Source organism: Pseudomonas cichorii (genome assembly GCF_018343775.1).
GTDB lineage: Bacteria > Pseudomonadota > Gammaproteobacteria > Pseudomonadales > Pseudomonadaceae > Aquipseudomonas > Aquipseudomonas cichorii.
Window position 1 is genome coordinate 1625454 of the sequence record NZ_CP074349.1, and the last position, 24137, is coordinate 1649590.

Here is a 24137-nt window from a genome sequence, read left to right on the forward strand (position 1 = left end):
AATCTGTAGGGGAGTGATTCTGCATTCAGTGGCGCGCCTGCCTGTAGCCGGATTGTCCTGAGTCCTTGCATGATTATCCGGGCACGCAATAATCCTGACTTTCAAAGGAGCAAGCATGGGCTCTCTGGAAAAGCTGGTCGATCTCATCAGTCGTCATTCCCCGACTGACGGCATACATCCAACGCCGATTGCTGGCGTCAGTCTGGTTCGTTCGGGTGCACCGACCATTCCGATGCCTGTGGTCTATGAACCGACCCTCTGCCTGATCGCCCAGGGCCGCAAGCAAGTGGTGGTTGGAACCACTTCGTATGTCTACGATGCGGCCAAATACCTTGTTGCCTCCGTGGACATTCCCGTGACGGGCTCGGTGATCGAGGCAAGCGAGACGACGCCTTATCTGTGCCTTGTTCTCGACCTGGACATGGCTGTGTTGAGCGACCTCGTCCTGCGATACCCGTCCCCTGAAGGAACGAGCGGCCTGCCTGCCGCAGGCATCGAACTCAACGACACAACCCCCGAATTGCTGGACGCCGCCGCAAGGCTGGCCGCTTTGCTGGATACCCCGGACGATATCGAAGCACTGGCTCCGCTGACGATTCGCGAGATTCTTTACCGGCTGCTGACCAGCAGCGGCAATGGTGTGGTTCGACAACTGGCCAAAGCCGACAGCCGTCTGAGCCAGATTGCCAAAGCCATTGCCTGGCTGCGCAGCCATTACAGCGAAACCTGCCGCATCGATGACATCGCCGATATCGCAGGCATGAGCCGTTCTACCTTCCACGCGCACTTCAAGGCCGTCACCTCCATGAGCCCACTGGAGTTTCGCAGCCAGTTGCGGCTACAGGAAGCCCGTCGCTTGATGGTGGCCGAAGCACTGGATGCGGCAGGTGCCGGTTATCGGGTGGGCTATGAAAGCCCTTCGCAGTTCAGTAGGGATTATGTCCGTATGTTCGGGTTGTCACCGGCCAGGGATGCCAGCCGGTTGCGTGGAGCCGTTCAGGAGGGGGCTGCGACCTTGCTTCTTTTCCCTGCTTAGCTCGGCTTATTCGATGAGGGCTTCTTATCCTTTATAGTGAACTCTTAGTGAGTGGTTATCAGGTATCAAGGAGGAACGATGTCGGTAAATGCTTTGGATTTGATGCGTCCCAACGAGCTTTGTTACATCTCAACCATAATAAAAGCCGCTGCGGCGACAAGGGACTGGAATGCGGCGCTGGGTACCAGGACTGCAGGTAAGGTACAGGAAGTACAGTGCATGCGAATCAAGGATAAATTATTTATCGCCGGTAACTTTGACCGGATTGATGAGGGCGAGTTGATAAAGTCTTATCTGGCCTCCTTCGGCGTCAGTAGCCGCACAGAGTTTGAGTTGTGTATGCGTTATAGCCATGAGTTGCTGTCCATGGACAGCACGCGCTGGATAGCGGTTGATAAAAGCAAGGAAACTAACGACGCCGGATACCCGTCTCGTAAAGTCGCGGTAGATTCACACCGTATGCCAAAGTACAGCCCTCAAGATAACTCGGTTATTCAGGGGTTTGCTGAGGTAAAGCCGATATATCTCGGGAATACACCCACTCATGATCAAATAGATGCAATCTTGGATTTGATCGCAAAACCAAAATCGACAGACTTGACGAGAGATAAAAAGCTTTCATGGTTTTTGCGCCATTTTCTGGGCGTTTCAGAGGCCACGGGAGCAACAAAGGCATCAGGTCAACCAAGTGGTTTTGTAAAAAGTTACGCGGATAGTGGCGAAGTCAATATTGTTAAAAGCATCAAAGATGTTCATGCAGAATTGGTTTTGCTTTCTTTTTTGACCAAAGAGGTTTTGGCAAATCCTGTTAAGTTTAATGGACACACTGTTTACCTGGGCGGTTCTAAGAATGCGTGCCTTTGGTGCAAGGCATGGATAGACAATTACCGGAAGTGGATCAAGGAATGGTTCAATATAAAGATCCTGCTCCCCAGTGAATATACCAGTGGAATAGAGGCGTTCAAGCGCCCGAATGGCAGTGGTGCCGGGAAACGGCCTATATTGGAGGGAATGCCTTACTCGGGCGAGTTTGCGAAGGCATTATTCAATGGAGCGGGTGGCGGTCATTGTGCCGACCTGACGGCATTGGGTGATACGCCAAACAATCTCTTGGCGTGGGAGGAGTAATTAGCCAGAGGACGTCCCACCTACAGCTCAGTGACCCAGTGGCAGGTATGAGTTGCCCGGGGACGTCGGCACAGCCGTGAAAGCGCAAGACTTCCAGCTGAAAAACCGGATAATGGCCGCCAATCGTTTGCTCGCTATTCTGGTAATCCCGCATGGAAATCAAGGTCAACTTTCTCGACAACCTCCGACTCGAAGCCAAGTTCGACGACTTCACGGTGGTTGCCGATCAACCTATCCGCTACAAGGGCGATGGTTCGGCACCGGGTCCGTTCGACTATTTCCTGGCTTCATCGGCCTTGTGTGCGGCTTACTTTGTGAAGTTGTACTGCGAAACCCGCAATATCCCCACCGACAACATTCGCCTGTCGCAGAACAACATTGTCGATCCGGAAAACCGCTATAACCAGATCTTCAAGATCCAGGTCGAGCTGCCTGCGGACATATCCGCCAAGGACCGTCAGGGCATCCTGCGTTCCATCGACCGCTGTACAGTCAAAAAGGTGGTGCAGGCCGGGCCTGAGTTCGTGATCGAAGAAGTCGAGAACCTGGACGCCGACGCCCAGGCCTTGCTGATGCCGAGTCTGTCCACCGGAGCAGGCACCTGCATTGCCGGCAAGGACCTGCCGCTGGAACAGACCATCGCCAATATGTCGGGCATCCTGGCGGGCCTTGGCATGAAGATCGAAATCGCCTCGTGGCGCAATATCGTCCCCAATGTCTGGTCACTGCATATCCGCGATGCGCAATCGCCGATGTGCTTTACCAATGGCAAGGGGGCGACCAAGGAGGGCGCACTGGCGTCGGCGTTGGGCGAGTTCATCGAACGGCTCAACTGCAACTTCTTCTACAACGATCAGTTCTGGGGCGAAGACATCGCCAATGCCGAGTTCGTGCATTACCCGGACGAGCGCTGGTTCAAGCCAGGGCGTAAAGATGCGCTGCCGGAAGAAATCCTCGACGAATACTGCCTGGAAATCTACAACCCAGACGGCGAACTGCGCGGCTCGCATCTGTACGACACCAACTCCGGCAACGTCGAGCGCGGCATCTGTTCGCTGCCGTATGTGCGCCAGTCAGATGGCGAAGTGGTGTACTTCCCCTCCAACCTGATCGAAAACCTGTTCCTCAGTAACGGCATGAGTGCCGGTAACACGCTGGTCGAAGCGCAGGTTCAATGCCTGTCGGAAATCTTCGAGCGGGCAGTAAAGCGCGAAATTCTGGAAGGTGAAATTGCCTTGCCGGATGTGCCGCAGGACGTGCTGGCGAAATACCCTGGCATTCTGGCTGGCATCCAGGGCCTGGAAGAGCAGGGCTTTCCGGTGCTGGTTAAGGATGCGTCGCTGGGCGGCGAATTCCCGGTGATGTGCGTCACCTTGATGAACCCGCGCACCGGTGGCGTATTCGCCTCGTTCGGCGCGCACCCAAGCTTTGAAGTGGCGCTGGAGCGCAGCCTGACGGAATTGCTTCAGGGCCGCAGTTTTGAAGGCCTCAACGACCTGCCGCAGCCTACCTTTGAAAGCCATGCGGTGACCGAGCCCAATAACTTCGTCGAGCACTTTATCGACTCCAGCGGCGTGGTGTCGTGGCGCTTCTTCAGTGCGAAATCCGACTTTGAATTTGTCGAATGGGATTTCTCCGGCCAGGGCGAAAACTCCAATGCCGAGGAAGCCGCGACGCTGTTCGGCATTCTCGAAGACATGGGCAAAGAAGTGTACATGGCGGTGTACGAGCATCTGGGTGCATCGGCCTGCCGCATTCTGGTGCCGGGTTACTCCGAGATCTATCCGCTGGAAGACCTCATCTGGGACAACACCAACAAGGCACTGCTGTTCCGTGCCGACATCCTGAACCTGCACAGCCTGAACGCTGCCAGCCTGAAAAAGCTGGCCAAGCGCCTGGAAGACAGCGAACTGGATGATTACACCGACATCACCACCCTTATCGGCATCGAGTTCGATGACAACACGGCCTGGGGCCAGTTGACGATCCTTGAGCTGAAACTGCTCATCTACCTCGCCTTGCAGAAGTTTGAAGAGGCGAAAGAGCTGGTAGAAGCCTTCCTGCAATTCAACGACAACACCGTCGAGCGCGGCTTGTTCTATCAAGCCCTGAACGTGGTACTGGAAGTGGAACTGGACGAAGAGCTGGCGCTTGAGGATTACGAAGTCAACTTCCGTCGCATGTTCGGCAACGAGCGAATGGACGCGGTGCTGGGCTCCATGGACGGCAGCGTCCGCTTCTACGGCCTGACGCCCACCAGTATGAAGCTGGAAGGGCTCGACAGGCACCAGCGTTTGATCGACAGCTACAAGAAACTGCATGCGGCACGGGCGAAGGCGGTATAGCGATACGTCGTTTGAAATGAAGCTGTCGCGACCCTCTCACAGGATGAACACCTCGTGGGAGGGGGCTTGCCCGCGACATGTCAGTTGGCCTTGCGCCCGCGTGCGGCGGGCTTGACCGGCACGCTTCCCCCATACTCGTTCCACCAGGCAACGAGCGCCTCCATTGTTGGCCCCAGGCCCCGAGCCTTTTGGGTGATTTCATATTCGACGCGCGGTGGTACTTCCGCAAAGATGGTGCGTGACACCAGACCGTCGGCCTCCAGTTCTCGCAGTTGTGCTGTCAGCATGTGCTGAGTAATACCGGGAATGGCTTTGCGCAGTTCGCCAAAGCGATAGATCCGCTGATTGAGCAGCCACATGATTTCCAGTTTCCATTTACCTGAAAGCAGAGCAAATGCACGACGCATTTCCTCATGCATATTGACTGTAGTTTCCTCAATAGTCTGGTTTTCCATACTAGCCACCATTCATTCATCCTACTTGTTGAAGTTCATGTTAGGCGACATCCTCGCCACTTATTGAACTTACTTTCAAGTCAGAGAGAAAAAATGACCACTTATTACCTCTACTGGATCAGCACCGTTTTGTTGTCGCTGCTGTATTTCGTTTCTGCAAGCCTGTATATCGCCAAGGGCGACTTTGTGCGAAAGGCACAAGCGGATCTGGGATATTCGGCCCCGACTCTTGTGCCGTTCATGATCGTCATCAAGGTGCTTGGCCCCATCGCCATTCTCTGGCACTTCAATGTAGCGCTGAGCGATCTCGCCTATGCCGGTATCTTCTATCACCTGGTGCTGTCCGGCATGGCTCATCTGGGCGTCCGCAACCCCAAAGGCGCACTGCCTGCGGCGTTGGGTATCATTTTTCTGATCGCTTCCTTCTCAACGCAAAACGCTGCTCGCGAACTGCAATCGCCTTATGCACCTGCGGCTGCAGTTCTTGAAGCAACGTTTGGTTGATGGAAGTCTGGAGGACCTTTATCGCGAGCCGCTGTCGTAAGCTGCCTGCCCGGTTTCAGCGTCCTTGCGGCGTGCCGGATCGCCGAGCCAGAGCATCAGGCAGGTGCCAAGCATCAGGATCGATGCGACCACGTAGAACGGAACGGCGAATGACTGGGTGGCGACATAGAGCAGGCGTTGCTGGCTGCGGTTGGCCAGGCGTGCCCAGATCGTCATGGAGATCGCGGCCAGCGTACGTGATGAGCGATCCTGGGCCTGCTTGCGAAAGTTGCAGGTTCTGGGAGCGGATTTGGTCTGCATGGGCGATCAGCCGGGCTTTGGGGGCAGGGGGCATGCCTGCGACGATGGCGAGGATGACCTCGTTGTCGGATAATGCCCGGTCAAGCCTGCTGATGGGCTCCACGAGTCGAGGTGTCTGTAATGGTAAAAGCGCGGCCGCGCCCTGCGGTGAACGGTGTGGCTTCGGCCGATAGGGTCTTGACGGTGCTCACGGCATTTCAGGTCGGTGATAAGGCGCTGACTCTGGTGGAGCTTGTCGAACGTACGGGGCTTATTAAAAGCACGATCATGCGCTTGATGGTTTCACTGGAAAATCATGGTTTCATCACGCGAATGGCCGACGGACGCTATCAGTTGGCCAGTGAAGTCATGAGGCTCAATGCCGTTTACCAGGAGTCGCTCGATCTGGAAGGCCATGTAATGCCCAAACTGCATTACTTGTCTGAGCGGACGGGGGAAACCGTATCCTTCTACGTTCGGCATGGCGCCTATCGTATGTGCCAATACCGGGTGAACTCCATTCATCGACTGCGACTCAACATGCAGCCCGGTGACATGCGTCCCATGGATGAGGCTGCCGGAGCCCAGGCGTTGCGTGCCTCTTTCCAGACCGCAATGGCGCTGGAAAAACCGTTTTACTCTTGTGGCGCGACCGACCCTCATGCAGCCTCTGTTGCACTTCCGATTTACGGAGCCCAGGAGGAATTGATGGGCGCTCTGGTCATTTCAGGGCCGGCAAGCCGATTGACGGAAGAGGCTGCCGAGAGCTTCAAAGGTATCTTTTTTGAGGCCGCGCGCGATCTGATGCGCAGCCTGGGTTGCAAGGCGGCGGGCCAGTAACCCAGACTCTGTCGAGTCTTCATAGCGCGGCGCTCCCGAGATCGAGCGAAGTCCAGCAGCCGGATCAGTGAGGCGAATGCACCGGACTTCACGCCTTCGGGCTGGGGGACGTGCCCCCTATGATCGATCACCCGTTTTGTCGACAGCCTGGCCAGGCGTGGCTCCAGTTCAACCAGATGAGGTCCGGGGGCGACGAGATAAAGCCATTTGAAACCTCTTTGTTGTATTGAGGCGTTGCCAGGGTGGGTGTTTCAGTTCTTGGCGACGGCAGCCCCGGTCTGTTCTGCCTGTTCGCGTTCGCGCTTGCGACCGATGATCAGAACCATGACACCTGCAAGGGTACACAGTGCCGTCAGTGGCATCAGTGCCAGTGCATAGCTGCCTGTTGCGTCATGGATCGCACCATAGGCATTCACCATGATGCCGCCGCCGATCAGGTTGGCAAGGGCACCCACAGCTGCGAGCCCCGCCGCAGCGGTAGACGACGAAAGCCAGCCGGAAACCAGTGCCCAGAATGGCCCCTTCATCGAGTAGGCCCCAATCAGCACCAGGCTCAGCATGATCACTGTGGCCACCAATGATGAGGTGAACAGCGTCAGCAGCAGGCCGCCAGCGATCATCAGCATGGTCATTGCCGTATGCCAGCGACGTTCGCCGGTGCGATCGGAGCTGCGCCCCCAGACAATCATCAACACCGAGGCGAGGCCGTAGGGAATGGCGTTGATCAGTCCGATTTCCATAGCGCTCAAGCCAAAGGTCTTGAGCAGTTGTGGTGCCCAGACGCTCATGGTGCTGCCGGCGGCAGAGGCACCCGAATAGATCAATGCCAGCACCCAGATATCTTTATGGCGAAGCAGCTTCCACAACGAAATGTGCCCGATTGTCGTTTTCTTCGAGGCCTCTTCTGCCAGGCGCTGTATCAACCAGCTACGTTGCTCGTTGCTGAGCCACTTGGCTTGCTCGGGGCGGTCGGTCAGGACGAACAGGCAGGCGATCCCCAGCAATACGGCTGGAACACCTTCGATGATGAACAGCCAGTGCCAGCCGCGCATACCCATCCAGCCATCCAGACTCAGCAACAGCCCCGACAGAGGAGAACCAATGAAGTTAGCGGCAGGAATGGCAACCATGAAGATGGCAACCATGCGTGCACGATAAGCGGAAGGCAGCCAATAGGTGAGATACAGCAGCACGCCAGGGAAAAAGCCGGCTTCGGCTGCGCCGAGCAGAAAACGCATCACATAGAGCGAGTTGGCGCCCTGCACGAAGGCGGTCCCTGCGGAAATCAATCCCCAGGTAATCATGATCCTGGCGATCCAGATACGCGCGCCATACTTTTGCATGGCCAGATTGCTGGGGACTTCCAGAAGAAAGTAGGAAAAGAAAAACAGGCTGCTGGCAAAGCCGAATACTTTTGCGGTCAGGCCCAGGTCTTCATTCATCTGTAGCGAAGCCATGCCGATGTTGCCGCGGTCAATGATCGCAATCAGGTAACAGATGATGAGGAAGGGCAATATGCGCCAGGCGACCCGATGCATGGTGCTGCGTTCAAGTTCGCTGACGCTGGAGGCTGTTGATGTCATGTGACTCTCCGGTTCTTGTTTTTCTGGAGTGTTTTAATGAGCTGAGCTCCCCCTTGAGGTGGGCTCACGATCACGGGATCAACGGTCAAGCAGGTGACGGTTGACCACGCACCGAGGGTCCAGAGGTGTGCCCTCCCATACATCAAGGATCTGGCGAAGTGCGACGAGCCCCACGCGCGCTCGCGCCTCGGAGGTGTTGGCACCGACATGCGGGGTGGCGACCAGGGTTGGCAGCCCCCAGAGCGGGCTGTCGGCAGGTGGCGGCTCAGGGTTGAAGGTGTCCAGGCCGGCACCCGCTATCTTCCGTTCGCTCAGCGCGTCAATCAGGGCCTGGGTATCAATCAACTCGCCGCGGGCTGTATTGATAAGAATGCAGCCAGGGCGCATGCGCTGGAATTGCTCAGCACCGATCAGGTTGTAATTGGCGTCTGTCAGGGGGCAATGCAGGCTGATGATGTCGCTCTCGGCCAGAAGGCGATCGAAATCCTCCTCCCGCGTTACATGAGCCCGCTCGGGCAACTGCTGCAGATAGGGGTCATAAACCTTCACGTTCATCTGCAGCGGTGCCACCAGATCCATCAGGATGCTGCCAATCGAGCCCAGGCCTACCAGGCCAAGGGTCTTGCCAAACAATTCAATGCCGTTCGCTGAAGACTTGTCCCAGTGGCCATCGCGCATGCGTGCGTCCAGAAGAGCGGTCTGGCGGGCCACGCTGAACATGAGTGCAAAGGCATGTTCAGCAACGGACTGCGCGTTGGCACCTACTGCAACGCTGACCGACACGCCTTGAGCGGCGGCGGCCTGAATATCGATGGTGTTGTAACCCACGCCATGCTTGGCGATTGCTTTGAGTCTGGTGGATGCCTCGATCATGGCGCGTGTCAGTTGGCCCTGGCGAACGATGATCGCATCGGGTTGCTCGGCGCGAATGATCGCTTCCAGTTCCTCGGCAGGGAGATAAGGCGTTGTGGGGATCACCCTGATGCCTTGGCTTGCGGCCAGATTCATGGCGTCCGATGCGAGTTCGGGGCCGGTGAGCAGGATGGTTCGGGTCATGTCAGACACCTTCTTGTTATGGTCGCTTCAGATGTGATGAGCAGGTTTTGCTTGTGCTCAACACTACCATATTGAAATGGCGTTGCAATATTAAGATTTGAATCTTGTTTTTTGAGTGCTGGTTGGGGTTCAATGGAGATGTGTTTTTATATAATGAAATGCAATTCTGTTTTTGTCGGTATCTGCACAGCCGACGACATCGAACAACATCAATAACAGAGGGGCGTCACATGAGCATTGGGTTCAGGGTTCTGGAGCGCGCACGCAAGGTCGATGCAGACTGGGTTTCGCGCTATCGGGAGGTTCCGGTCGCTAACGTCAGCGACTCGATGCACCGCATGACCGCAGGCGGGGCCAGATTGCGTCCGATGCATCGCGCTGGCGTGCTTGCCGGCCCGGCGATCACGGTCAAGGCCCGTCCGGGGGATAACCTCATGCTTCATTACGCACTGGATATTGCCCAGCCAGGCGATGTGATTGTCGTGGATGCCGGCGGTGACCTGTCCAATGCGTTGATCGGTGAAATGATGGTTGCCTACGCGGTCAAGCGTGGCGTGGCGGGCATCGTGATCAATGGTGCGATCCGGGATGCTGGCGCCATCGGCCAAGGTGATTTCCCGATGTTTGCAGCGGGGATTTCACACCGGGGGCCTTACAAGGATGGCCCGGGCGAGATCAATGTGCCGATCGCCATCGACGGCATGGTGATTGAACCGGGCGACCTGGTGATCGGCGATGACGATGGCCTGCTGTGTGTACCTTATGATCAGGTCGCCGAGGTGTATGAGCATGCAGTTGCCAAACACACCGCAGAGAGCAAGCAAATGGAACATATCGCTCAAGGAACCAATGATCGTACCTGGGTGCTGGAGTCGCTGAAGAAAAAAGGCTGCCAACTGCCACAGTGACTTATTGCTACTCGGGTGGAGGGTAAGAACTGCCACCTGCGCCGGTGCAGATTCTTGCCCTCCATGAGCTTGCTACGCAGTCCAAATTACGTAGAGAGGTCTTAAAAGAATGTCCCGTTAACCAGGCCTCCCGCCTGCTCGTTTAGCTCATATCAATTTTCAAACGTCACAACATTTTGACGGCGCCGGTCAACGACAAGTCGCGTAACGTCTGGCCGCGAATAATGCCCAGCCTGGTCAAGGTTCTGCCGCTCACGGCGCACTTCATTGCGGTCGAGCGTCGCGACCAACAGGCACTCTTCACCGACGGCTGGCGGAATGACCCAGTCGCCATTTGGCGCAGCAATACATGAGCCGCCGTTTGCCAGGATCTCTGGGCAATTTGCTAGTATCAAGTCCAGGTGCGGCGTATCGGATGGAAAATCTTCACGCCGCATCAGCGCTGATACCGAGATAGTGAAGCAACGTCCCTCTTTGGCGATGAAGCGAGTGATGTCGTCGGTGTTGCGCAGATTGCCGGGCCATAGAGCGACATGCAGATCTTCGCCTTGGGCATACAGTGCGGCACGCGACAAGGGCATCCAGTTTTCAAAGCAGTTGAGACCGCCGACAGTAAATGATCCGACGGGGTGGACTTGCAAACCATGCCCGTCACCCGGCGACCATGTCAGGCGTTCTTCGTAGGTCGGCATCAACTTACGATGTACCGAACCAATCACACCATCCGCCCCGATATGAACCCGTGAACAATACACGCTGTAGCCACCACGATCCGCTGCCCGTTCGATACAACCGAGCATGACAGCGATGTTGTGTTTGGCAGCGGCAGCACAAACGGCATCCAGATGCCCTGCCTCAATCTCTACTGCCTGCTTCAGGTAGTAAGCGTGGATATCTTTTTGTATTGAGCAGTTGAAGCGCGCTCCATCGGTCAGTTCCAGCCAGAAAGGGTAGCCGGGCAACAGGGCTTCACCGAACGTAACGAAGTGGCACTGTTGTTCTGCTGCGCGTCCGATGTAATCGACTATTTTCTCAAGAGTCGCTTCGCGGTTAAGCCAGATTGGTGCAATCTGTGCCAGCCCAACAGTTAATAGATCCAGATGTTGAGTGTGACTGGATGACATCGCTTTATTTCCTGAATGGATTGAAGTGACTCGCACTCCGGAGAGATTAGCGTGATAAATAATCCGCCCGGATTGGGTAGTTATTAGATCCAAGGCAATACCATGGCGCTCAGGGGAGTTATCTTCGCCTGTTCGGTGAACTCGCTCTTAAAGCAGATATAGATTGCTCAAAATGCCGAGTGGGCATCGATTAGATATGAATAAACTGTTTGATACCTGAAAGCACAATAGTTGCTACGGAGTTCCTCTTTACGAGTCACATCCTACCCGGTGAAGCGTTAGCTGCCAGCCCCTTGCAAATCAAATGCGCAAGATTATGCAAGTGACCGGTATGCGTCCCGCCAAGGCCTCTCTCACTTCATGATGTGTACGTTTTGACTGATCGGTATAGCTCAGCCGCCTGGTTTATTCCCTTTCCCTTGAGTGAAATTTCCTAGAAAATCCCAACCGCTTGTATGTGTCGATTCGGGGATTTAAGGTGCGGCGTCGCTGCAAAATCAGCGGCCGGGTTTGACGACCTGATCCTGCACTCGCAATCGCGCTCCATGCTGCCTCATGCCATTTCATGCATGAGGTTGTTTCATGGCGGCTGTGCGTCGGAGACCTTAGGGTCTGCCGGTGTGCGCGAGTGAAGGCCGGTTCGTCAACCTTCGCACAGCTGCCACCCAATTCGTTTGACGACGTCCGGCAGCTCTTTTTCTCACAAGGAGCTTTGACACAATGGACCTTCCATACCCCTCACCACCCTGCACCGATCACTTCGAGCCCACCATCTTCATCCGCCACCACCGCATGCTGCGCGCCGTGATGCTGGATGCCCAGGTCTGGTTTCCCTTGCAGGATCTTGCCCGGCTGATGGGCAAGCAACTGGACGAACGCGCCACCCTCAAACTCGATATCGATCAACGCCGCACCGTCTGGCTGCTGACCCACGGGAGCTGGGAAAAATGCCTGATGATCAGTGAATCGGGTGCCTTCGCGATGCTGGTGCATCACTACGTCCCGGAAAACCGCGCACTGCGCCGCTGGCTGGCGCAGGAAGTCTTGCCTGCTCTGGATGCCCGCCAGACGGATGCAGCCGACCAACCTCTGCTGTACCAGATGCGCTGGCAAGGCAATGTCCTGGGTTCGCTGCAATGGCATGGAGAGCTTTGGGTCAAGTTACGGGATTTGCCGGAGCTGGTTCAGGTGCAGCCCGAGGTCGTGACCGGGTCCTGGTGGCGGCGGTTGCTGGGGCGGCGTTGGTCGCTTTTTGCTTGATGGGATGGTGCTGATCGGGAGCTTCCAAGCGGGTTCAGGTATCAGCCCCGGTCAGTTGATCTTAGGGGGCATTAGCGGTGTGGCCCCGAAGCAATAAGCACAATGAGACGCACAAGAGGGGACAAAATTGCATAGGTCAGCAGGACGCCAGCGATCCACGCCATGACGTTGCGAAACCGCCTGTAAACATGGGCGTTGGGTCGTTCGTCCCGGTGACCGGCCACGACGGATATACAGATCAATACAAGGCAAATATAAAGGCTGGCAAACGGTATGATTTCGGTCCCGCTGACATGGAATGAGCCTCGCTTGCTCACGACCACCAGGTCATTGGTTGCGATCCCGTGAATAACGACTGCGGTAGCAACCAAGCCAATGGCTGAGGTATACACCAGAGCAAATACCGTCTGCCGGTCATTGGGTTGAGGCAAGGGCAGTTTTGCGAGAGTCACCACTGCCAGGGCGCGTGCTGGCAGTGATCGCCACTGCCATTTGCGTCGAGGGGATGGAGCCGGGCGGGGCGGTTGCCATATTTGCGATTGACGCACCAGCATCCACATATAGCCGCAAGCCAGGATCGGCCCACCCAATAGAAACGTGCTGAAGGTCACAGGTGCTGAGGACGCGAATACGCCAATCATCACGAGTGCGCCGTGGGCGATGGCCGGTATTGTGAGTGCTCTGAGCCAGGCTTTGCGATTGCCGGGATTTATCCGATAAGACCGAATGCCAAACGCGGATGCCCAGATAATCCCTTGCGCCAGTAGCAAAGCTGCCATTGTGAGCATCATGCCGTTACCAAGGCCAAGTCGCTGCCAGAACAATCCCCACGTCACGATGCTGGCGGGAAAAAGTGTTACCAGCACAATCAGCCACAAGCAGACAGGGTGGTAAAACAAGCGTTGGTACGACATCCCGGTCATCCATGTTGGGGAAACGGCACTTGACTGGTTAGCCTAGCAGCCTTGGTGCCAGACAGGATTCAGGATTTGCGGGATTCATTCTTGTGATGGAAATAGGGTTTTTGTACCTCTTCAGAGCCGGAACGTATTCAACTGGGAAGTAAGGCGAGAGGCCGGTATCTCCAAAGAAAATGCATCGCCTTCAAGTCCGCCCCTACTGTCCAATGCTCTGCTCGGCCCCTCTATGAAACGCGGCATCCAGCGCCCCGGCGATCTGTGCCAGCAGTTCGGTGGTTTGCGGGATCAGGCGGCCCATGGTGATAAACCCGTGGATCTGCCCTGCAAAGTGGCTGTCGGTCACGGTGACACCTGCTTCATGCAGGCGTTTGCTGTAGGCGCGGCCTTCGTCTTCGAGAGGGTCGCAGCCACAGGTGACTATAAAGGCCGGAGCCAGGCCGCTGAGGTCTTCGGCCAATAACGGGGACGCTCGCCAGTCCAGGCGGTCGGCATCGTTGCGCAGGTATTGAGCCTTGGTCCAGTTCAGTGTGGCGGCTGTCAGCGGCGGTTCCATGGCCAATTGTTGTTGGGAGCGATGAACGCCATGGAAGTCGGTTACCGGGTAGATCAGTGCCTGCAATGCCAGCGGCGGGTAGCCTGCATCCCGCGCCATCAAGGCGAGGACAGCGGCGATGTTGCCACCGGCGCTGTCGCCGCCGATGGCAATGCGTTCGGCATCGACGCCCAGTTGCGCGGCCTGTGCCCGGACGTAATCCAGAGCAGCGAAGGCATCTTCTATTGCCGCAGGGAATTTGTGCTCTGGTGCCAGGCGGTAATCCACTGCGATCACGATGCAGCGAGCCAGCAGGGCCAGTTGCCGACAAACGCCGTCATGGGTATCCAGATCACCGACGACCCAGCCACCCGAGTGAAAGAACAGCAAGGCTGGCAGGGTTTCGCCCTCAATGGTTTCGATCCCGCGATAGAGACGTAAAGGTATCTCACCGCCCGGGCCAGATGCACTCATGCTTTCAACTTCGGCTATTTCCACAGGCGCTGTCGCAAGGGCCTGGCGGCTGGTACGAAAGGCGGCCCGAGCCTGTTCGGGAGTCGGTTCGCCCGTGGCAGCAGGGGCTTGGCGCATCAGCGCAATCACGCGCGCGGCACCAGGGTCCAGCTTTCTGGCACGCAGGGTATGCGCGAGGTGAGGTGCAGTCATGGCAGTGTCCTTGTGCGATGAGTGAAGGGCGGATTATTCAAAGTGCCAGCTGTAACCGTCGCCCTGGCGTTTGACACGCCCGGCCGAGGTGCCAGCGAAATGGGAGCTGAAATACAGGGCGTCGTGCTCAACCAGAAACGCCAGCAACCATTGCCGTGAGCGATTGGCGGCCTCTGGCAGGCCGCAGAAGCAGGAAGCCCAGAGCGGTTGTGAAACCTGTATGGGGTGATGCATGACGTCGCCGCCAAACATGGCCGTCTTGCCATCGTGCTGATAACTGATGGACATGTGGCCCACGCTATGGCCTTGGGTCGGATGGAAGTGGAAGTCCTCCAGAAACGGCCCGCCCTCGGCACCGATCATCAGTGCCTGACCGGATTCGATCACCGGCAGCACGCTGTCGACAAAGGCCTGATAACCCATGGCCTGACGTCCGGAGCCATTGACGAAATACTCATACTCAACCTCTGGAAACACATACCTGGCATTGGGAAAGGTCGGCACCCACTGGCCATCCACCAGATGAGTGTTCCAGCCGATATGGTCGGTGTGCAAATGGGTGAGCAGCACATAGTCGACCTCTTCGGGCGTTACCCCGGCAGCCGCCAGGCGTTCCAGCCAGGGCTCGTTCAACTGGTGAAAAATGGGCAGGCCCGGACGGTGCTTGGCATTGCCGACGCCGGTATCGACCAGCACCGTATACTGCGGCGTCTTGATGACCCAGGTATGCACGCTGATGATCACCTTCTGGCCTGTGGCGGTGAGGCTATCGGGCACCAGCCATGAGCGCTGCGGGTCAATGGCGCTGTTGTCCCAGTCCGGCAACAGCGCATTGGGCGCAAAGGCGTCGAACAGTTTTTCGCTGACGCGGGTGATGTGGGTCGAGCCAAATGTGTAGTGCTTGGCGTTCATGTTAATATCTCGCTGATACCGATCAGTATCATGTTGATACCGGTCGGTATCATCGTCAAGGGTGACGTATGAAAAGAGACAATCCGACATTGCCGCTACGGGAGAGAATTCTGCTCGCCGCCGATGAGCTTTTTTATCGGGACGGGATTCGTGGCGTCGGCGTGGAGGCCATCGCTGCCCATGCGGGTACTACCAAAATGGGGATCTACCGGCACTTTGCGAACAAGGACGCGCTGGTTGCCGAATGGTTGCGACTTGAGTCCCTGGCCTATGCCGATGTGCTGGACCAGCTCAAGGTGCAACACCCCGATGACCCCAAGGCCCAGTTGCTGGGTTGGGCGCGGTTCATTGCCAGTCGTTTGGCCGCCGATGCTGATAGAGGCTGCTGTTTCGCCAACTCGGTCGCCGAGTTGCCGGACAAGGAGCATCCGGCGCGAGCAGTGATCGAGGCCCACTCCCGCGACCTCAGCGAGCGTCTGATTGCGCTGTGTACCGAGGCAGGTCTGACGGACCCGGAAGGCACCGCCAGCGAAATCCTGTTTGTGCTCGACGGCGCGCAGTTGGCGGCGCAAAGCCGGGGCGATGCCCAGAAGGTTGGCGAGCGATTGGTGAGCATCGTCCAGCGTCTGGTCGGGTAAGCAAAGCGTAATCAGCAGGGGCAGAAAATGCGGCAAAACCGAATCAGGATGATCATGCCAGCCAGCGCCGCCGACGCTTTTGAGGCCTTCCACGACCATGACGTGCGAATGCGCTGGGACAGCTTGCTATCGCGGGCTGAAGTGGAGGGCGGCGGCAGCCATCCCTATGTGGGTGCGATCACCTTCAATCAGGGGCGCGGCTGGAAGCGCTTTTTCGCCATGCGCACTCGATTTGTGAATTATCAGCCGGGCAACGTCGCGGCTGCCGTACTGGTGGAGCCGGCGGGCTGGTTCGAGGGTTGGGCCGCATCAATGCAGCACCGCGACCTTGATGACGACCGCTCGGAGCTGATTTACACCTTCAGAATCCAGATGCGCCCACGTTGGCTGGGCCGAGTCCTCGACCCTTTGGTCAATCGGCTGTTCGAGTACGAAACCCGGCGGCGCTTTGCTGCGATGGCGGAGTATTTGCGGAGCAGGGATTGAAAACCGGTGGATGTTGATCGTGCCTGTCTGCTGGAGATGGAACGATCAACTGGCGCTGGGCAGGTCGCGAGTTTAGAAGATGTGCCTGGAGATGATTTTTGAAATCTCGACAATCTCGGTCTTGCCGGTGAATTCGAATTTCACTTTACCCAGCGCCGAAAAGTAGACCTCAAGTTCGGAGTCCAGATCGAAGGTCCCGGAGGTTTCCACGGAATAGGCGACGATGTTCTTGTAGGGCAGGGACGTGAAGTCCTTCTTGCTGCCGGTGATGCCCTGCACGTTGACCGCAATGATTCGCTTGCTGGTGAACACCACGCCATCGCGCAACGATTTATAGGAATCGATGATCTGTTCGCCTTCCAGCAGAAGTTCAGTCACACGCTCGGCGTATTCGCTGTTCTGCTTCAGCTTGAAGAAACCTTTGTTACTGAAGTCAATCATCCCTTTATCCCTGTCTTCAACGTATTTTGCCTGCCGGCTTTGCGTGGCGCGTCGAGAATAGCACTTGGCTGCATTCAGTGTCGGACGTTTCACTGCTGGCCATGAAACGAAAGCCTGGAAATAGGCTTAACTAACCCGGCGAGGGTGCCGATAACCAGTCTGGAACTAGGTTTTGCTCTATCTGAAGGACCACAAGAGGGCGGCAGGGTGTCTATAAAACTACGTTTGCTTCTGCTTATCGGGACCGGTGTGCTAGCCATCCTGATCATGAGTCTGGTCAGTTACGTGGGCAATGTCCGGATGGCCCATGCGATGGAGGACAACGAAGTCAGCATGACCGCGCTGCGCAACCATCTTGAAGCCGACATGATGCACGACGCTTTGCGCGCCGATGTGCTCTCCGCCATGCTGGTTGGCCTGGGCAAGAGCGACAGCACCAAAGACGAGGTGCGAAACTCCATTGCCGAACATGCCGCGCTCTTTCGCAAAGTGCTCGACGAAAACCTCAAGCTGCCGGTCGATGAAACCATCAAGGCGGGCCTGAACAAGGTCAAACCCAGCCTCGCAACCTACATTGCCGCTGGCGAAAGAATTGTCGGGCTGGCCCTCGACAACCCCGAGAGCGCACAAAAGGAACTGGGCGTCTTCAACAAGGCGTTCGGTGAGCTTGAAGACGAAATGGCCAGCCTGAGCGAGGTCATCGAAAGCAGCACGCAGCAGACCAGCGAAGAAACCCAACAAGCCAGCAGTAACGCCAACCTCACCCTTGGTGTCGTACTCGTTGCCAGCCTGATATTGCTGGTCGTTCAGGGGCTCTGGGTTATCCGCAGCATCATGGGGCCGTTGCAGTCCGCCAGCCGGATCGCTGAAAGCATTGCCCATGGCAACCTGAGCGAATCCATTGCCGAGCCCCGCCAGCGTGACGAAGCGGGTATGCTGATTCGCAGCCTGGCAATCATGCAGCGCGACTTGCGAGGCATGATCGAAGTGGTGCGCCGCAATGCCCACGGCGTCACCGACATGAGCCAGCAACTGAGCAGCGGCTGCCATGAAGTGGCGGGTAGCAGCCAACAGCAAAGCACCGCAGCCAGCACCATGTCCGCAGCGGCCAGTGAAATGACGGCCAGCATCGAAGAAATCACCCGGCACGCCGAACGCGCTCTGGACATGGCCAACCAGGCCGAAGCACTGGCCAGAAATGGCGGTCGAGTGATTCATCAGGTGGTCAGCGATATGGAAAGCATTGCCCGTTCTTCGCAGCAATCGGCCCAAGTGATCCGCAATCTGGATGAAGAATCCGAGGGCATTTTCAATATCATCCAGGTGATCAAAGGCATCGCCGACCAGACCAACCTGCTCGCCCTCAATGCCGCCATCGAAGCTGCCCGCGCCGGAGAGCAGGGGCGTGGCTTTGCGGTGGTTGCCGACGAAGTCAGAAGCCTGGCCGGGCGCACCAGCGCCTCGACCCAGGAAATTGCCAGCATGGTTTCGCGCATCCAGCAAAACACCCGCGAAGCCGTCACCAGCATGGAAGCGGGCGTTGCCCAGGTCGACAAGGGCATGGCCGTCACCGCTGAAGTCGAAACCGCCATCAAGGAAATTCTCGAAGCCACCCTGAGCACGACCCAACTGGTCAACGACATCAGCCGCACCATCAGCGAACAAAGCCTGGCCAGCAACGAAATCGCCCATCAAGTGGAAATGATCGCCAACATGTCCGAAGGCAACAGCAGAGTCATTGGCCAGACGGCCGGGACGACTGATGAATTGTCGGCGCTGGCGGGGCAGTTATCGCAGTCGGTGGATCGGTTCAGGCTTTGAGTCAGGGAAGCTCTTTGGCCTCAATTTATCTGGATGGATTGTAAGGATAGGGATATCGACATGATCGTTAAAGAAGAGTACGCCTCTACGAGTGAGTTGAACATGACTCTGTCTGACAACTGTTCGGGGGAGGGTTGCTTGGTCGTACTGCTTCATGCCTATCTACGACAGGCCTCGAGTCTTAAGGCTGTTTCCGATTCAATTCAAGAGCTTTGGCCCAAAGCAAGAATCTGGTGTCCAGAACTTCCTACAGGCCTTTTCTCACGGGTCGATCCCGATGAAATTGTTTGCAGCCTGCTTGTTGGTGTCGATGAGCTGGTCGACTTGGCTAGTCATGAAGGCAGCCCTTTCACATCAATAGTGATTGTTGGGCACAGTGTAGGCGGTGTCATTGGCCGTAAGCTTTATGTTGCTGCCTGTGGTGAAACCTCCAAAGCACCTTTTGAGCCGATTTATCACCAGCAAGGCTTCAAGAGTGAAAAGGGACTGCTATCGGCGCGAACCTGGGCACCGTTAGTAACGCGCATTGTGCTGCTTGCAGGTATGAATCGAGGCTGGCAGATCTCCCATCACTTGAGCCCTCTACATGCAATTGGCTGGCGTCTTGGTTTGGTGATGGCCTATATCATCAGATTTTTCACCCGGCGCTGGCTTCTGATTTTCAAGCTCAGACGAGGGGCAGAGTTCATTACTCAACTGAGAGTTCAGTGGCTGAAGCGTCCAACGTTTCCCGGTGAGACTCTGATCGTACAATTGCTGGGCTCGCGGGATGATGTTGTATCGCCGCAAGATAATCTGGATCTTGTTTCCGGGCATGATTTCATTTATCTGGATGTGCCATTTTCAGGCCATGCCGATGTGGTGGATTTGCAGGATCTACAGTATGGATTCGATCGTAAAGCAGCCCTAAAGCAGGCATTGAGTTCGTCTAAGGAGTCTTTACGCGGATTAGAAGTTATTCCGGCGGATGAGAAGTTTTTTGTGGAGAATCCTGCCATAGAGAACGTTGTGTTTGTCATTCACGGTATTCGGGATCAAGGGTTCTGGACGCAGAAAATCGCCAGAAGGGTAAGGACTCTGGCTGCCAAAGAAGCCACGGCACCTAACGCCGTCCTGCCATCATGTGAGTGGGCTACGGAAACCTCCAGCTATGGCTACTTTCCAATGCTTCCGTTCCTGTTGCCATGGTATCGCCGCAATAAAGTGGAATGGTTGATGGATCAGTACACAGAAGCCTTGGCGCGCTACCCCAATGCCGAGTTTTCTTACGTCGGACATAGCAACGGCACTTACCTGATTGCCAAAGCTCTGGAGTTGTATCCATGCTGTAAATTCAAAAATGTGGTTTTTGCAGGCAGCGTTGTCCGGGTCGGGTACGATTGGGAGAAGCTTCTTGATGCCAATCAGCCCAGAGTGAAAAATGTGCTCAACCTTGTTGCCACTTCCGATTGGGTCGTCGCCTTTTTTCCTAAACTTTTTCAGGTTTTCGGTTGGCAGGATCTCGGTAGTGCTGGTCACGATGGGTTCAAAGCCTTCAAGAACTCGAATGGTTTATTTCAGGTTCAATATTTGAAGGGGCAGCACGACGCTGGTATCAAAGAGGAGGAGTGGGATTTTATTGCCAGGTTTGTTCTGAAGGGCACGCTCGATACAGAAAAAATCATCAACTCAGTATCTGGACGTAATGCCATTGTCGAGTTTCTGGGACGAATGCCTTACCTGGTCTGGGGGCTGATACTCTTATTTATTTACTTTGGCTGGACGTTGATCGTGGGGTTGATCCCCGTGAGCATCAGTGACCCCGAAACCCGAGGGTTGCTCAAGGGGCTGGGGCTCAGTTCTTACGTGGTTTTGATCTGGCTGGCAGTTACCAGATTGTAGAAACCCTTCAGTGATGTACCAAAGCCTCAAGTTTGCGCATTGGCTGCCGAAATCAATGCTCTTGACCGCTTTGGTACGACGAAGGAATGTTTGATGTTTTATCCGCGCGAAGCTGAAAAAGATAATCTGTTCAATCGAGTCATTCTGCTTACCTTTGCCTGTTGCGCGATTCTGTTTCTGGCTTCACTGGCTCGGCATCAAGGATCGACTTATGCAGTCATGCAGCTTGGAGCCGTCCAGGTCTCGGGGAGTGTAAAAGCGCTGGAAAATATTCCCCGAAACAGTATGGGCAAAATAATCCATTATCGGTATGTGGATGAGGAAGGCGAGGCTCACGACGATCAATACTTCGATCCGCGCTATGACGAAAATACTCACTATGAGGTGGGAGACGCCATCTCTCTAGTTTATTCGAGCTGGTTTACCGGGAAAAACGCGATTGCTTCCGAGTTGCACACTTACCGTCCGGATTTTTACATCCTGTCCGGTGGGCTATCACTGACACTGATCCTGCTACTGATCTCTCTCTGGACGATAAGGCGTATCTATGTCCTGAAGCAGGAGGATCGTGTTTATTGAGCTTCAACTGTCACTATAGAAATGCAAGTTCGGCAAGCAGTGGCGCAATATTGAGCCGCCACTGTCTCTCTCTTTTTTGGACGTTGATCGAGCGGTTGATCCCCGTGAGCATCAGTGATCCCGAAATCCGGGGGGACAAGGGGCTGGGGCTCAGTTCTTATGTGGTTTTGATCTGACCCGATTATAGCCATGCATCAATCGAGATATTGAATATCGATGCTGAAAATTAGAGTGTAAGGTGATAAGCAGGCGAGGGGGCGGTGTTTTTGAATCGTGAAGGAAGAGACTCGTCAACTGTTTGGATATAACACGGGTAGTTTAAACCTGAAAGTATTCTAGCGGCTCTGTCTGGTGCCATTGAGTGACGAGAAAATACTGCTACCGTAAAGAGTGAGTAGGGGTGTCATAGGAGATGGCACAATGGAAAGTTTAATGGATACGTTTGTCAAGGCTGCGCCGGGTTCTATATTCAGGGTGGAGGAAAAATCGGGGAGTGTGAGCTTTGTGTACGAGGGGGAGCTGAAGTCGGTTGATGTTGCCAAAAAGACGATCGGCATATTGGATAAGGCTTATAAAGGAAAAGTTTATACTGTTTCTGTGGATAAAATCGTACGCGTCAATGGAGATGAAATATGGGATGCATATTCTATTGGGCCGGCATTGATGGAACGTCAGAGTGTTGTTTCATGGACGGGTACAGAGTGGTATAACGAGTATTCGCATAGTCTAGGACTTGATATGGATACTGCATTCTCTCGAATTCCTGAGGGCGCTGAGCTTATAATTCCTGGTTATTTCTGTGGAACTCAACAGCCTCAGCATGCTGCACTTAAGTTGGTTGATTATGAAGCGGATCTGGCTGTTTTGGACAGTATCACTTCGCCAGGGCAGAGAATAAAAGTGCCTATGAATAAGGTGGCTTCGATTGATAATGGAGTCATCAAACCTGTGGCATAGAAGACCTGAATATTAATCTTGAAGAAAAAGTGCCAGAAGGCAGACGTCGGAGATACGGAACCGGAAGTGTGTCTCCGTGCCTCACGGCATGTTCATAGCCGTCCCATCGGTATTGCCCTATCATTCGCCCTTTTACAAAGGCCGATGATCCCTCATGACAACCACACCCACCACCCTGCTGGCCGCCCTGCAAGCTTCTACGATGCTGGAAATCGACGGGCTTCACGCCTGGGAGTTCTCTCTGGGCGATGATTTGAATATCGAATGCATGGATGGCCGCGAGCGCAAGGTATGGCGTTTCAGCCTGGCGCAGATTCAGGCGGCGTCCTTCGATGAAAGCCTGCAAAGCTGGGTCGTCAACGATGGCAATGCCGATCACCGCATCATCTGCCTCGATGCGTTCACCCCCAATGATGAGGATGAAAGCGAGCTGGATTGATTCTCCCGCAAAACTACATGAGCGATAGCCTGTCATAGCCCTGACTGTCGCTAAGCCGGCACCCATAATTTGAACAAGAAAAGGAATGCCCCCATGACTCCTGCGTTTCTGCCGTGGCTGGCGCTTGCCAGTGCAATCAGTGTTTTCCCCGTACAGGCCCAAACCATGTCCGATACCGATTTGCTGGTGGGTTCCTACACCCAGGGCAAGAGCGAAGGCATCTACCGTTTCGGCTTCGATAGCCAGACGGGCAAGATCGATCCCGCACCGCGTCAGGTGATCCGTGCCGAAAATCCCTCCTGGCTGACCCTCTCCAAGGACGGGCGTTACTTGTACGCGGTCAACGAGAACGGGCCAGGGCAGAGTGATGTGGAAGGCAAGGTCAGCAGTTTTGCCATCGCACCCAAGACCCATCAGGTGACGCCTCTCAATCAGGTCAAGAGCAAGGGCGACGAGCCTACGCATTCGAGCCTGAGCCCTGATGGGCGTTATCTGTTTGTCTCCAACTATGCGGTACAGCCCGATCCTGGCGGGTCTTTGGCTGTATTGCCGATCGGCAAGGATGGCAAGCTTCAGGACGTTGTGCAGTCTGCCGGGCCGAATGCTGCCAGCCAGGTCAACCCGGAGCGGCAGATGTCTTCCCATGTGCATGCGGCGGTTCCTACGCCCGATGGCAAGTATGTGGTTGCTGCCGATCTTGGCGCCGACAAACTGTTCGTGTACCGCTATGACGCCAGTCAGGCCAGGCCTTTGCAGCCGGCCAGTACTGCTTCGGTGCAGTTGCCGGGCGGTAGCGGACCGCGGCATATCCTGTTCAGTCGTGAAGGCAAGCATGCCTGGCTGGTTCTGGAAATGTCGGCTCAGGTCGCGGTGCTTGATTATCTGGATGGCGAGTTCAAGCAGACCCAACTGGTCGATCTGAAAAATCAGGGCGTGCAACAACGCAATGGTGCCGGTGGTTTGCATGCATCGCCCGATGGCCGTTTTCTGTATGTCGCCAATCGGGGTGAAGCCAATCAATTGCTGGTTTTCCGGATCGATCCGACCACGGGCAAGCTTGAAGAGCTACAGCGTCGCTCGGTGGAAGGTACGGAGCCACGGGAATTCAGCTTCGACCCCAGTGGCAAATTCATGCTGATCGCCAACCAGAAGAGCAACCAGATCGTGACGGTTCGCCGCGACCCGCAAAGCGGAATGCTGGGTGATACGGTGCAGAAAATCGATTTCGACTCGCCTTCGGATTTGCATTTCCTGTCTCGCGATTGACTGCCTCCAAGGCTCAAGCCCGTGGTTTACGTGGGCTTGAGCAACTATTAATCCAGATGATATGAGTTAGTGGCATAAAAG

General features: G+C 55.6%; 23 protein-coding genes and 2 pseudogenes. 16 read left to right on the forward strand and 9 right to left on the reverse strand.

Features of this window, described 5'->3' with window-relative positions; translation table 11 throughout:
- Positions 1–115 precede the first annotated feature (115 nt).
- The 3 genes from KGD89_RS07325 to KGD89_RS07335 all read left to right on the forward strand — a co-directional run bounded on the left by KGD89_RS07325 (position 116) and on the right by KGD89_RS07335 (position 4509).
- Positions 116–1036, forward strand: a complete 921-nt coding sequence (locus KGD89_RS07325) for an AraC family transcriptional regulator (RefSeq protein WP_025259147.1) — start codon at positions 116–118, stop codon at positions 1034–1036.
- A 78-nt stretch (positions 1037–1114) separates the two neighbouring features.
- Positions 1115–2164 (forward strand): hypothetical protein, encoded by a 1050-nt coding sequence (locus KGD89_RS07330; RefSeq protein WP_025259148.1) that lies wholly within the window; start codon positions 1115–1117, stop codon positions 2162–2164.
- A 152-nt stretch (positions 2165–2316) separates the two neighbouring features.
- The gene (locus KGD89_RS07335; RefSeq protein ID WP_025259149.1) at positions 2317–4509 is read left to right on the forward strand and encodes an OsmC domain/YcaO domain-containing protein; all 2193 of its coding nucleotides are present in this window, start codon (positions 2317–2319) and stop codon (positions 4507–4509) included.
- Between the two features lie 80 nt (positions 4510–4589).
- On the opposite strand, the gene KGD89_RS07340 is transcribed toward KGD89_RS07335, so the two are convergent.
- On the reverse strand, positions 4590–4916 hold the full coding sequence (locus tag KGD89_RS07340) for a winged helix-turn-helix transcriptional regulator (RefSeq protein WP_200985792.1): 327 nt from the start codon (positions 4914–4916) through the stop codon (positions 4590–4592).
- A gap of 141 nt (positions 4917–5057) precedes the next feature.
- Here KGD89_RS07340 and KGD89_RS07345 point away from each other — a divergent pair, with 141 nt between their 5' ends.
- The gene (locus KGD89_RS07345) at positions 5058–5468 is read left to right on the forward strand and encodes a DoxX family protein (RefSeq protein ID WP_025259151.1); all 411 of its coding nucleotides are present in this window, start codon (positions 5058–5060) and stop codon (positions 5466–5468) included.
- A gap of 18 nt (positions 5469–5486) precedes the next feature.
- Here the strand turns inward: KGD89_RS07345 and KGD89_RS07350 are convergent, their stop codons facing one another.
- A complete protein-coding gene (locus KGD89_RS07350) occupies positions 5487–5768 on the reverse strand; it encodes a hypothetical protein (protein ID WP_038399770.1) in 282 nt (93 codons plus the stop codon).
- A 120-nt stretch (positions 5769–5888) separates the two neighbouring features.
- Here KGD89_RS07350 and KGD89_RS07355 point away from each other — a divergent pair, with 120 nt between their 5' ends.
- Positions 5889–6587, forward strand: coding sequence for an IclR family transcriptional regulator (locus KGD89_RS07355; protein ID WP_025259153.1), 699 nt, complete (start codon positions 5889–5891; stop codon positions 6585–6587).
- A 251-nt stretch (positions 6588–6838) separates the two neighbouring features.
- Here the strand turns inward: KGD89_RS07355 and KGD89_RS07360 are convergent, their stop codons facing one another.
- Both KGD89_RS07360 and KGD89_RS07365 read right to left on the reverse strand, forming a co-directional pair.
- Positions 6839–8170, reverse strand: a complete 1332-nt coding sequence (locus KGD89_RS07360) for an MFS transporter (protein ID WP_025259154.1) — start codon at positions 8168–8170, stop codon at positions 6839–6841.
- A 78-nt stretch (positions 8171–8248) separates the two neighbouring features.
- On the reverse strand, positions 8249–9226 hold the full coding sequence (locus KGD89_RS07365; RefSeq protein ID WP_025259155.1) for a hydroxyacid dehydrogenase: 978 nt from the start codon (positions 9224–9226) through the stop codon (positions 8249–8251).
- 230 nt (positions 9227–9456) lie between these two features.
- On the opposite strand from KGD89_RS07365, the gene KGD89_RS07370 reads away from it, so the two are divergent.
- Complete coding sequence (locus tag KGD89_RS07370) at positions 9457–10134, forward strand: RraA family protein (RefSeq protein WP_025259156.1); 678 nt, start codon at positions 9457–9459, stop codon at positions 10132–10134.
- Positions 10135–10286: 152 nt separating this feature from the next.
- On the opposite strand, the gene KGD89_RS07375 is transcribed toward KGD89_RS07370, so the two are convergent.
- A complete protein-coding gene (locus tag KGD89_RS07375) occupies positions 10287–11258 on the reverse strand; it encodes a carbon-nitrogen hydrolase family protein (RefSeq protein WP_025259157.1) in 972 nt (323 codons plus the stop codon).
- A 720-nt stretch (positions 11259–11978) separates the two neighbouring features.
- Here KGD89_RS07375 and KGD89_RS07380 point away from each other — a divergent pair.
- Entirely contained in the window at positions 11979–12518 is a 540-nt protein-coding gene (locus KGD89_RS07380; RefSeq protein ID WP_025259158.1) for a BRO-N domain-containing protein, read from the forward strand.
- 71 nt (positions 12519–12589) lie between these two features.
- Here the strand turns inward: KGD89_RS07380 and KGD89_RS07385 are convergent, their stop codons facing one another.
- The 3 genes from KGD89_RS07385 to KGD89_RS07395 form a co-directional block, all read right to left on the reverse strand.
- Positions 12590–13432: a hypothetical protein gene (locus KGD89_RS07385; RefSeq protein WP_025259159.1), complete on the reverse strand. Its 843-nt coding sequence runs from the start codon at positions 13430–13432 to the stop codon at positions 12590–12592.
- Between the two features lie 202 nt (positions 13433–13634).
- Positions 13635–14636, reverse strand: a complete 1002-nt coding sequence (locus tag KGD89_RS07390) for an alpha/beta hydrolase (RefSeq protein ID WP_025259160.1) — start codon at positions 14634–14636, stop codon at positions 13635–13637.
- Positions 14637–14669: 33 nt separating this feature from the next.
- Entirely contained in the window at positions 14670–15548 is an 879-nt protein-coding gene (locus tag KGD89_RS07395) for an MBL fold metallo-hydrolase (protein WP_025259161.1), read from the reverse strand.
- Positions 15549–15616: 68 nt separating this feature from the next.
- On the opposite strand from KGD89_RS07395, the gene KGD89_RS07400 reads away from it, so the two are divergent.
- Together KGD89_RS07400 and KGD89_RS07405 are read left to right on the forward strand one after the other, a co-directional pair.
- Complete coding sequence (locus tag KGD89_RS07400; protein WP_025259162.1) at positions 15617–16186, forward strand: TetR/AcrR family transcriptional regulator; 570 nt, start codon at positions 15617–15619, stop codon at positions 16184–16186.
- Between the two features lie 27 nt (positions 16187–16213).
- Entirely contained in the window at positions 16214–16672 is a 459-nt protein-coding gene (locus KGD89_RS07405) for an SRPBCC family protein (protein ID WP_025259163.1), read from the forward strand.
- A 72-nt stretch (positions 16673–16744) separates the two neighbouring features.
- Here the strand turns inward: KGD89_RS07405 and KGD89_RS07410 are convergent, their stop codons facing one another.
- A complete protein-coding gene (locus KGD89_RS07410; protein ID WP_025259164.1) occupies positions 16745–17113 on the reverse strand; it encodes a PH domain-containing protein in 369 nt (122 codons plus the stop codon).
- Positions 17114–17380: 267 nt separating this feature from the next.
- Between KGD89_RS07410 and KGD89_RS26345 the strand changes: the two are divergent.
- From KGD89_RS26345 to KGD89_RS07440, 7 genes and pseudogenes are all read left to right on the forward strand, one after another.
- Positions 17381–18028, forward strand: a pseudogene (locus KGD89_RS26345) (methyl-accepting chemotaxis protein); the annotation flags it as partial.
- A gap of 309 nt (positions 18029–18337) precedes the next feature.
- Positions 18338–18934, forward strand: a pseudogene (locus KGD89_RS26350) (methyl-accepting chemotaxis protein); the annotation flags it as partial.
- Between the two features lie 60 nt (positions 18935–18994).
- Entirely contained in the window at positions 18995–20815 is a 1821-nt protein-coding gene (locus tag KGD89_RS07420) for an alpha/beta fold hydrolase (protein ID WP_143008696.1), read from the forward strand.
- Between the two features lie 39 nt (positions 20816–20854).
- Positions 20855–21394, forward strand: a complete 540-nt coding sequence (locus KGD89_RS07425) for a hypothetical protein (protein WP_236249347.1) — start codon at positions 20855–20857, stop codon at positions 21392–21394.
- Positions 21395–21826: 432 nt separating this feature from the next.
- The gene (locus KGD89_RS07430) at positions 21827–22351 is read left to right on the forward strand and encodes a hypothetical protein (RefSeq protein WP_025259168.1); all 525 of its coding nucleotides are present in this window, start codon (positions 21827–21829) and stop codon (positions 22349–22351) included.
- A 154-nt stretch (positions 22352–22505) separates the two neighbouring features.
- A complete protein-coding gene (locus KGD89_RS07435) occupies positions 22506–22790 on the forward strand; it encodes a DUF5629 family protein (RefSeq protein WP_025259169.1) in 285 nt (94 codons plus the stop codon).
- A 93-nt stretch (positions 22791–22883) separates the two neighbouring features.
- Positions 22884–24056, forward strand: a complete 1173-nt coding sequence (locus KGD89_RS07440) for a lactonase family protein (protein ID WP_025259170.1) — start codon at positions 22884–22886, stop codon at positions 24054–24056.
- Positions 24057–24137 lie beyond the last annotated feature (81 nt).